9 protein-coding genes and 1 pseudogene are annotated in these 8,406 nt (G+C 60.8%); 6 read left to right on the top strand and 4 right to left on the bottom strand.

Annotated elements, in window-relative coordinates; translation table 11 throughout:
* From ABSB13_RS16075 to ABSB13_RS16050, 6 genes and pseudogenes are all read left to right on the top strand, one after another.
* Nucleotides 1-128 (top strand): annotated as a pseudogene (locus tag ABSB13_RS16075) (IS5/IS1182 family transposase); the annotation flags it as partial.
* 112 nt (nt 129-240) lie between these two features.
* Nucleotides 241-1,227 (top strand): DNA-methyltransferase, encoded by a 987-nt coding sequence (locus ABSB13_RS16070; RefSeq protein ID WP_428110285.1) that lies wholly within the window; start codon nt 241-243, stop codon nt 1,225-1,227.
* 15 nt (nt 1,228-1,242) lie between these two features.
* A complete protein-coding gene (locus ABSB13_RS16065) occupies nt 1,243-1,962 on the top strand; it encodes a hypothetical protein (RefSeq protein WP_428110283.1) in 720 nt (239 codons plus the stop codon).
* Nucleotides 1,959-2,225, top strand: coding sequence for a hypothetical protein (locus ABSB13_RS16060; protein WP_428110282.1), 267 nt, complete (start codon nt 1,959-1,961; stop codon nt 2,223-2,225). Before ABSB13_RS16065 ends, ABSB13_RS16060 begins: the two co-directional genes overlap by 4 nt.
* Nucleotides 2,226-2,407: 182 nt before the next feature.
* Entirely contained in the window at nt 2,408-3,484 is a 1,077-nt protein-coding gene (locus ABSB13_RS16055) for a hypothetical protein (protein WP_428110281.1), read from the top strand.
* 105 nt (nt 3,485-3,589) lie between these two features.
* Complete coding sequence (locus ABSB13_RS16050; RefSeq protein WP_428110279.1) at nt 3,590-5,758, top strand: mechanosensitive ion channel family protein; 2,169 nt, start codon at nt 3,590-3,592, stop codon at nt 5,756-5,758.
* A 33-nt stretch (nt 5,759-5,791) separates the two neighbouring features.
* Here the strand turns inward: ABSB13_RS16050 and ABSB13_RS16045 are convergent, their stop codons facing one another.
* From ABSB13_RS16045 to ABSB13_RS16030, 4 genes are all read right to left on the bottom strand, one after another.
* Complete coding sequence (locus tag ABSB13_RS16045) at nt 5,792-6,160, bottom strand: DUF4870 domain-containing protein (protein ID WP_428110278.1); 369 nt, start codon at nt 6,158-6,160, stop codon at nt 5,792-5,794.
* Between the two features lie 172 nt (nt 6,161-6,332).
* A complete protein-coding gene (locus ABSB13_RS16040; protein WP_428110276.1) occupies nt 6,333-6,767 on the bottom strand; it encodes a response regulator in 435 nt (144 codons plus the stop codon).
* A gap of 10 nt (nt 6,768-6,777) precedes the next feature.
* Nucleotides 6,778-7,839: a sigma-54 interaction domain-containing protein gene (locus ABSB13_RS16035; RefSeq protein ID WP_428110275.1), complete on the bottom strand. Its 1,062-nt coding sequence runs from the start codon at nt 7,837-7,839 to the stop codon at nt 6,778-6,780.
* 146 nt (nt 7,840-7,985) lie between these two features.
* The coding region (locus ABSB13_RS16030) for a 6-pyruvoyl trahydropterin synthase family protein (protein WP_428110274.1) at nt 7,986-8,406 on the bottom strand (421 nt) is incomplete at its 5' end.

The following is an 8,406-nucleotide window of genomic DNA, read 5'->3' as shown; positions in this document are numbered from 1 at the left end:
GGTTCGCGCGGGTGGAGCTGGGCGACGACGTGGTGCCGGACGAGAGCACGATTCTGCGCTTCCGCCACCTGCTCGAGCAGCACGGGCTGAGCAAAAGCATCTTCGATGCGATTGCGGGGCTGTTGGACGAGCGGTTTGAGCGTCGCGCGTCTAAGCGACAACCACAGCAGCGCGGAGAGAATTGCCGTAATCTGACGGCTGACGCAGGCTGCTTACGGTGATATAAGCATTAGGAGCGTCATGGCAGAAAAGGCGGAAGCGGTGCTGATCGATCAGACGCAATTTTTACCCGAACGCGATAATACAACTGAAGGGCTGGCGAACCTTCTTGAGGTGAACCGCGCTCTAAGGCGCAACGCTTGGCCAAAGCCATTCGACGCGACACGCCATTGTTTGCGGTTGGGAGACGCACGAGATCTGTCGTGGATCCCGAGTGGAACGATTCACTTGGTTGTGACGTCGCCGCCTTACTGGGTACTGAAGGAATACCACAAGTCCGATAGTCAGCTTGGAGAAGTTCAGGATTACGACCAGTTCCTCGATGAGCTCGATAAAGTTTGGCGCGAGTGCTTGAGACTTCTAGTGCCGGGAGGACGAATTTGCTGTGTAGTTGGCGATGTCTGCCTCCCGCGCAAGAAGAGCGGTCGCCACTACGTAATGCCGCTTCACGCAGACATTCAAGTCCGATCTAGGAAAATGGGGTTGGACTGCCTCACTCCGATCCTCTGGCACAAAATTGGAAATGGCGTTAACGAGGCTCAGGGCAACGGCGCCGGCTTCTATGGAAAGCCTTTCCAGCCAGGAGCGGTCGTCAGAAACGAGATTGAGCATCTTCTGTTTTTCCGCAAGCCGGGGGGCTACAGGTCCGTTACTACTCTGCAAAAGGCGCTGTCCATGCTGACCCGGGACGAAATGAAAGCTTGGTTCAGGTCATTCTGGACGGACATTCAAGGGGCATCTACTCGCGCCGGCCATCCAGCGCCGTTTCCCACGGCTCTAGCTGAGCGCCTGATTCGGATGTTCTCGTTCGCCGGCGACACGGTACTCGATCCCTTCGTGGGAACGGGCACAACCTGCCTAGCCGCAATAAACACCGGCCGAAATTCAGTCGGCGTCGATGTCGAGCCGAAATATCTCCGCTTGGCCTATAAACGGCTTCGGGCCGAGACCGTTCAAAAGCGATACGTTTGCTCTACCAAACTGGATATTTCCCGCGAGGGCTTCTAAAAAGGGGCCGCTGACTTGGAATACCGTCTGCTCGATGCATTCAGACGCGCTTTCGAAGGTAAGCCGTATTTCCACCGCGATTCCTCCGTTGGCGATCGAATCGCGCAATTTCTCTACGAAGACCTGATTGAACTAGGTACCTCCAAAACGCTTGTGAGCAGAATTAAGAGCGGCGAGGTCGCGCTGAACTCCAGAAATGATCGCGTAGGCATAAAAGCGAGAAGAGGAGACGGCACGCTCGGCGAGCGAGTCCCTGGGACTAAATTGATTCATGATCACGGTTTCCAAGTCCCGAGAGGCCATATCGCAACCGTCGAAATCGGCGCGGAAGTAAAGGTCCTCGCCAAGTCGATGATTAAGCAGTTTGATCGCGTCAAAAGAGATCTCACAGGCCAAGTCGCGGAATTCAAAACGGGCGGCGGAACGCCGATTTGCGTTGGCATCGTTGGAGTCAATTGGGCAGCGAGCTATCACTCATTCGAGGGGAAAAAAGAGTATGACACCAAGGGCACAGCTTTGGAGCCGCACCCCGTAAAAGAAGCTGGGAAAGCCGGGCAGCGGCTTGAGCATGAAGCCAAGCCCGCGTTCGATGAGTTCTTAATCCTCCGCTTTCGAGCAACCAACGTGGAGCCATTTCCGTTTGAGTGGGTAGATGAAGGCGCTACCGCGATGGCTTATGGTGCTCTTCTAATCAGAGTTTCAAGAAAATACGAACAACTCTTCGGACAAAAATGAATATATTCGTGTGCCCAAAATGCGGATACGGCAACATCAAGGAGCTGTCTCTATGCGTCGTGATGCATCGTGTAACCGAATGGGATCTTTCCGGTCAGCCCACGGAGTTCGGCGAACCCGAAGTCGATTGGGAATCTGAAATGCCGTACGACTCGCTGGTTGGGCCGCTGGATCGGGAGCCGAAACCCACCTTCGAATGCTGCCGCTGTGGGGAACAATTCGAAAAGCCAAAGCCCGCAGACATAGCTCGACGAATATTTTGACCTGCACCTAGTTTGAGCTTTCAAGGAGTGGTGGTTTCTCCAAAAGGGGAGTTTGCCGTTGCCACTTCAACCCTCAGCCCTCGTTGACTCATTCGGAGAGCCTTACGTATGTTAGGTTAGTGATTGGGCGCTGCTGAAATCCATGCGGGGGGCGCGGCAATGCAGCAATCCAGGTGACCTTGATGCCTCATCAATCGCAACTGAACTTCTCCGCGCTAGAAATTCTCGCCAACCTTCCCACTCGCGAGCCGCTTATCGTCAAGGGCGTGAAATGCCACGGCGGCTTCGACGCCGACGGCCATTACCGCTCCCCGCGGACCGCGTTCCGCGTGCCCGCGATCAAGGCGTGGCAGGAGCGCCACGTCGCGACCTCGGGAACGCCTCTTTTCGAGATTCCCGCCGACACCATCGCGCCGCAGGCGCCCAATGTCGCACAGGTGAAATTTCTCCTGCGCTCGGGCGTGCGCGAGCCGATGGTGCGATGGCTGTCCGAAATCGCAATCGTCGAGGGCTTCGGCGCGATGATTCGCGACCTGCCCGTGCCTCCGCTCGCCTCCTTCATCCGCGAGGACACCGCAGGCACCGCGCTGGCGCATCTGGCGGGCGGCCTGTTCGAAGCGCACGCGCGCGACGAAGCGGGATGGACCGAAGAGGGGGGGCATCGCCAGATGTGGGACGCGGCCCGCGACGCGGCGCTGTCCAATCCCGCGATCTCACAAGAAATTTACACCGGTATCATCGCGCGGGGCGGAACCGGCCGGCCTGCCGCCCTTTTCCCGGAGCTTGGCGAGCAGGTAGAGCGACTGATTCGCTTCATGGCCAACGTGCTCGCGATCGAGGTCTTCGCCACCTCGACGTTCGCGTGGGCCGAGGAAATCCTGTCGGACCCCGAAGTCTCCGACGCGCCGATTGACGCCGCCAACCTCGTGCGCTTCATCCGCGCCGACGAATCGCCGCACGTCGAGTACCTGCGCACCGCGCTCTCTGAAATTCAGGCGCGCACGCTTCTCACGCTGGACGGCAAGCCGGTATCCGGCCGCAAAGTCGTCAACGATCTGGCAGAGCGCGGGATTCGCAGGATGCTTCGTGACCGGCTGAACGAGCGGCCCGTGATGGTCCGTGATTTGATCCGGAAAACCGCCAACGTCAAGGACATCGATGCGCTGATGCGTGAGTTCGACGCGCTCGACACGCCATGGACGCCTCCCACGCGCTACGCGGATCTCGCGCCCGCACGCGGCGCCGCCCCCGTCGCCTAGCCGGGGCTGGCCGTTGCATCCGAGTCAGGATTTCTTCGCTACTCAGTGGTAGGGTTCTTCTTGACTCGGTGCTGTCGTGCGCAAGCCGGGTCCGGATTAATCGCGATGCGTCCCCACGCTGGTAAAACATCGATTCCATCAGCCGGCATTCGCCTTCGAATTGCAGGCGCGTTAGCGATTGCACTTTCGATCGCGATTGCCGGATTTCCCGGCGCGACTAGCGCGCCCGCATTCGCCCAGAGTCCGGAGCCCGCGGCCTCCCCACAAGCCGCATCGGCGCCGCCGACCGTCCTGGTAACCGCCGCGCCCCAGCCCGCGGCCGCATCGAGTCCCGCGTCACTCAACACCCCGGCGGCCATGACGCCTCCCGGCGCGCAGACCGTGATTTCGTATCTGAGCGACGTGATCAAGTGGTACGAGCATCTGGGCGTCGAAGCGCAGCTGGTGCGCGATCCTGACGAGACACTTTTTTTCAGCGATGACCGCCAGGTAGCCGGCGACGTCCTGCGGCTGGCTTTCGACTACGCGCACAAGCAAGCGAAGTTCATCGCCACGACCAACCCAAACGCCGGCGCCGGGTCTGCCGGTTCATCGGCGGACGCTGCCGGGCTGGGCAATATCACGCAAACTTATAAGGCGCTCGATGCCACCGCGAACGCGCTCCGCGCGCGCATCAAGAATTTGCAAGCGCGGTTGGCGAAAGCGCCCGCGCCCAAGCGCGCGGCGATCGCATCCGAGATTCAAGAATCGCAGAGCGAACTCGATCTCAAACAGGAGCGCGTCAATACGCTCAAGGCGCTCGCGGAGTTCAAGAGCGGCAGCTCGTCGCCCGATCAGAGCGGCGGACTGTCCGCTCAAATTGACGAGCTCGAGCATTCGATTTCCGATAGCAACGCCAAACGGCCGCCGGTCCTCCCGGCCGAGAGCACCTTCGTGGCGAGTGCCGAGCCCACCGGGATTTTCGGCGTCATCACCGAACTGATCGCGCTCAGCACCAAGCTCGACGCGCTCGATCAGAACGGCGCGCTCGCACAAGCACTGGCCGCCCGCGCCACCGGTGTCCGCCAGTCAACCATCAACTTTATCGCCGGCCTCAACGCGCGCGGAAACGCGCTCTCACAGGGCACCGGCGCCGCCGACATCGCAACCCTCAAAGACCGCACGAAATCGTTCGAGAGCCTGCTCGAAGAGTACCAACTCGCAAGAGACGCCGCGCTGCCGCTCAGCAAGCAGATCGTGCTGCTGGGGATTTACACCAACAACGTGGGCAGGTGGCACGCGGCGATCGAACAACGCTGGAACAGGGAATTCAGAAGCCTCGTCATCCACATGATCGGGCTGGGCGTCGCGTTTGCGCTGATTTTTCTCGGTGCGATGGCGTGGCGATGGATCACCAATCGCTACGTGACCGACATTCGCCGCCGCGGGCAGGTGATGGCGGCGCGCCGCCTGGTGCTCGGGCTGATCGTCCTCGTCGTCGTGCTGATCAATTTCGCCAGCGAGATCGGATCGGCCGCCACCATCGTGGGATTTGCCGCCGCCGGTATCGCCGTCGCGCTGCAGAATGTGATTTTGTCGATCGCCGGCTACTTCTTTCTAATCGGGCGATTCGGAATCAAGGCCGGCGACCGCGTCCAAATCGGCGGCGTGACCGGCGACGTGATCGACATCGGGCTGGTGAAACTTTCGCTGATGGAGCTCGGCGGCACCGGGACGCATCGCGAGCCCACCGGGCGCGTGGCGGTGTTCTCCAACGCGATCGTGTTTCAGCCGTCGGGCAACTTCTTCAAGCAGGCGCCCGGCACCAGCTTCGTATGGAACGAGGTGCGGCTCACACTCGCCCCCGATATCGACTACCGGCTGGCCGAGAAACGCCTGCTCGAGGTTGTCGATGAAGTGTTCGCCCGCTATCGCGACCGCGTGATGCGCGACTATCGGCATCTGGAGCGCGACCTCAACATCGTGCTCGAGACGCCCAAGCCCCAGAGCCGCCTGCATCTGAGCAAGGCGGGCCTGGAAATAGTCATTCGCTATCCCGCCGAAACTTACTCCGCGCCGCAAATCACCGACGAAATTTCGCGCCGCGTGCTCGACGCGATTGACCGCGAGCCGAGCTTGCGCATGGCGGCGCAGGGAACCGCGAACATCGAGTCGCAGCTTCCAGCGCCGGCCACGGCCGACAGCGAAAACGGAACCGATCAACCGGCCGGCGATACGCCCGACGCCGCCGCGGCCGGGGAAAAGCCCGCCGGCGCCACGCCCGCCCAAAAGTAAATTTCGGAAATCGGCCGCGCCGTGAGCGCGAGGCTATGCGTTGGGAGTTCCCGCGATGCTATCGACGATGTCGGCCAGCTCGGGAATCCGGTAGCGCTCACCATTGTAGGCCTTGTACATGAGGAAAACCCAGAACACCGCGAGTGCGATGTCGATTAGGGTCAGAAGAAAATTAAGCAGCGCCCCCAATCCATGGGGCAGCACCGCGATAAATACGCCGAACACGACGCCGATGGCGAACCACGCGACCGAGAAGCCAATCGACTGACGCGCGTGAAAGCGGATGAACTCGTCCTGATTGTACGGTTCGAGATAAAGAAAGATCAGGCCGGTGACGAAGCCCAGCAGGTAAGTCAGCGCCGCAAATATGTTAGCTTGCGGATGTCGGCTTTCACCGTTCATCGCGAATTCCTCCTTGCCATCTCAAGCGATGATCCTGGAAGCGATCCTTGCCCACTAATTTGTAGTCGAACGCGTAAGGGGATCGCAATGCGCTCGCGTGCAGCCCGCGCACTGCGCCACGACGGGATGGTCGAATCGCGGGCCCGGCCCTCGATCGATCCCGCCAGCCAGCCTAATGATGCAACCGATTCTTCAGCGCCTCGAGGCGATCCATTGTCGCGGTCGCGTTGCGCGCCGTCTCGACCACTTGGAGTTGTGCGCGGACGCGGCTGGCGAGCTGGCGCCGGAATACCGGCTTGGCCATGAAGTCGCTGACCCCCAGGCGCATTCCCTCGGCCCGCGCGTCCAAATCGTCGCGCGCGGTTATCATGATGATCGGGATTTCGGCGGTCTCGGGATTGTTCCGAAGCGCCTTGACGACCTCGAAGCCGTCCATTTCAGGCATCATCAGGTCGAGCAGAATTACGTCAACTTCGTTTTCATGAACCAGTTTGAGACACTGTGCTCCGGAGTTGGCCTGTATCGGGACAAAGCCTTCGCGCCGCAAATGGTGGGCAAGGATTGCGACGGTGTCCTGATCGTCGTCCACCACCATTATCTGAGGCACTCTGTTTGCGTCATCCATACAACTCCTTGCTCGTCCAGCCTTCCTCACGGTCGTCCAAAGACGCCGGAACTATTACACCGCAGCGCCTCAGCTTGGCGGAAAATGTCGTCCGCTTGAGTCCCAGCAGCCGCGCCGCTGCCTGTTTGTTCCCTCCGGTTTGCTTGAGCGCATCGTTTATCAACCTACCTTCCAATTCCCGTACCAAGTCGTTGAGGTTCACCCTGCCGTCAATCAGCTTGACCGCGATCGGAGCCGTCGCGGGCCGCGTGCCTGCCACCAGGTTCTCCGGCAGAATCGACGTGTCGATAATCGAGTCCTCGCACAGGATCGCCAGCCGCTCGACCATATTCTCGATCTCGCGCACATTGCCCGGCCAATCGTACGACCATAGCGCCACCATCGCCTCCCGGCTGATTGCGATTTCACGCCTGGGAGGGCGGTCGCGGATGCGCTCGAGAAAGTATTCCGTGAGCAGCGGGATATCCGAACGCCGATCGCGCACCGGCACAATCACGATCGGCACCACCTGCAGACGATAGAAAAGATCCTCGCGAAACGCGCCCTTCGCCACCGCCTCGGCCAGATCGATGTTGCTCGCGGCGATCACGCGCACATTGACCCGCGTCGCCCGGTCCGCGCCAACCGGCCGCACCACGCCGTCTTCGAGCACGCGCAGCAGCTTCGCCTGCAACCCGTAGGGCATCGCGCCGATTTCATCGAGGAAGATGGTGCCGCGATCGGCCGTCGTCAGCAGCCCCAGGCGCGATCCTGCGGCGCCCGTGAATGCGCCCCGCTCATGGCCGAACATCTCGGACTCGAGCAGGTCGTGCGGAATCGCCGCGCAGTTCACCGGCACGAACGGCTGATGGCTGCGCGGCGACAGCGTATGAATCGCGTGCGCAACCACTTCCTTGCCGGTGCCGCTCTCGCCGGTGATCAGCACGGTCGCCTCGGTCGGCGCCACGCGCTCGATCAACGCGCGCAGTTTCACGATCGCCGGATGCGCTCCGATCAATACCCGCTCGACCGCAAAAGGCGTCTCCGGCTCCGCGAATTTCGCTTGAAATGCCACCCCTGTCTTGCTCCGCAACCGGCACCGAAAAATTGCCGCTTACCTTCAAAATGGTCTCACGCCGCGTGCGCCGTTGACAGGACGATGACTACCAGTGAGCAGGTTAGACGCGGTAAATCGCGGAAATTGTTACGGGAAGAACGCGATCAGATGCCGGCCGTCGAGCTGCGATAGTGCGCCGATTGACCCGGTCCCTCGGCCACCGAGATTTCCATCGTGGTCACCAGTTTCAGCGCACCGCGCGCGCCCAGCAGCTTCGCCAACTCCTCCCAGATGTAGCGCGCGAGTTCTTCCGCCGAGCTATGCACGATCGGCACGATACACACGTCGGCCGCCGGCAACACGAACTCGTCGTGCTCGTAGCGAATTCGCACCACCCCGTCCCTGGGTCCTTCCACCGTCAGGCAATCGCTGTGGGCCGGAACGATCGTGCGCTCGTCGAGCCGATCGACGATCTCCTTGGTGAGTTTTTTGATCAGCCCGAAATCGATCACGTAGCCGGTCTTCGCCAGCCGCCCCTCGACGTACACGCCGACCTGGTAGTTATGGCCATGCAGCGGTTCGCGA

The sequence above is a fragment of the Binatus sp. (SeqCode) genome (assembly GCF_050013435.1).
Taxonomy (GTDB): domain Bacteria; phylum Desulfobacterota; class Binatia; order Binatales; family Binataceae; genus Binatus.
This window is presented reverse-complemented; position numbering and strand designations above follow the sequence as displayed.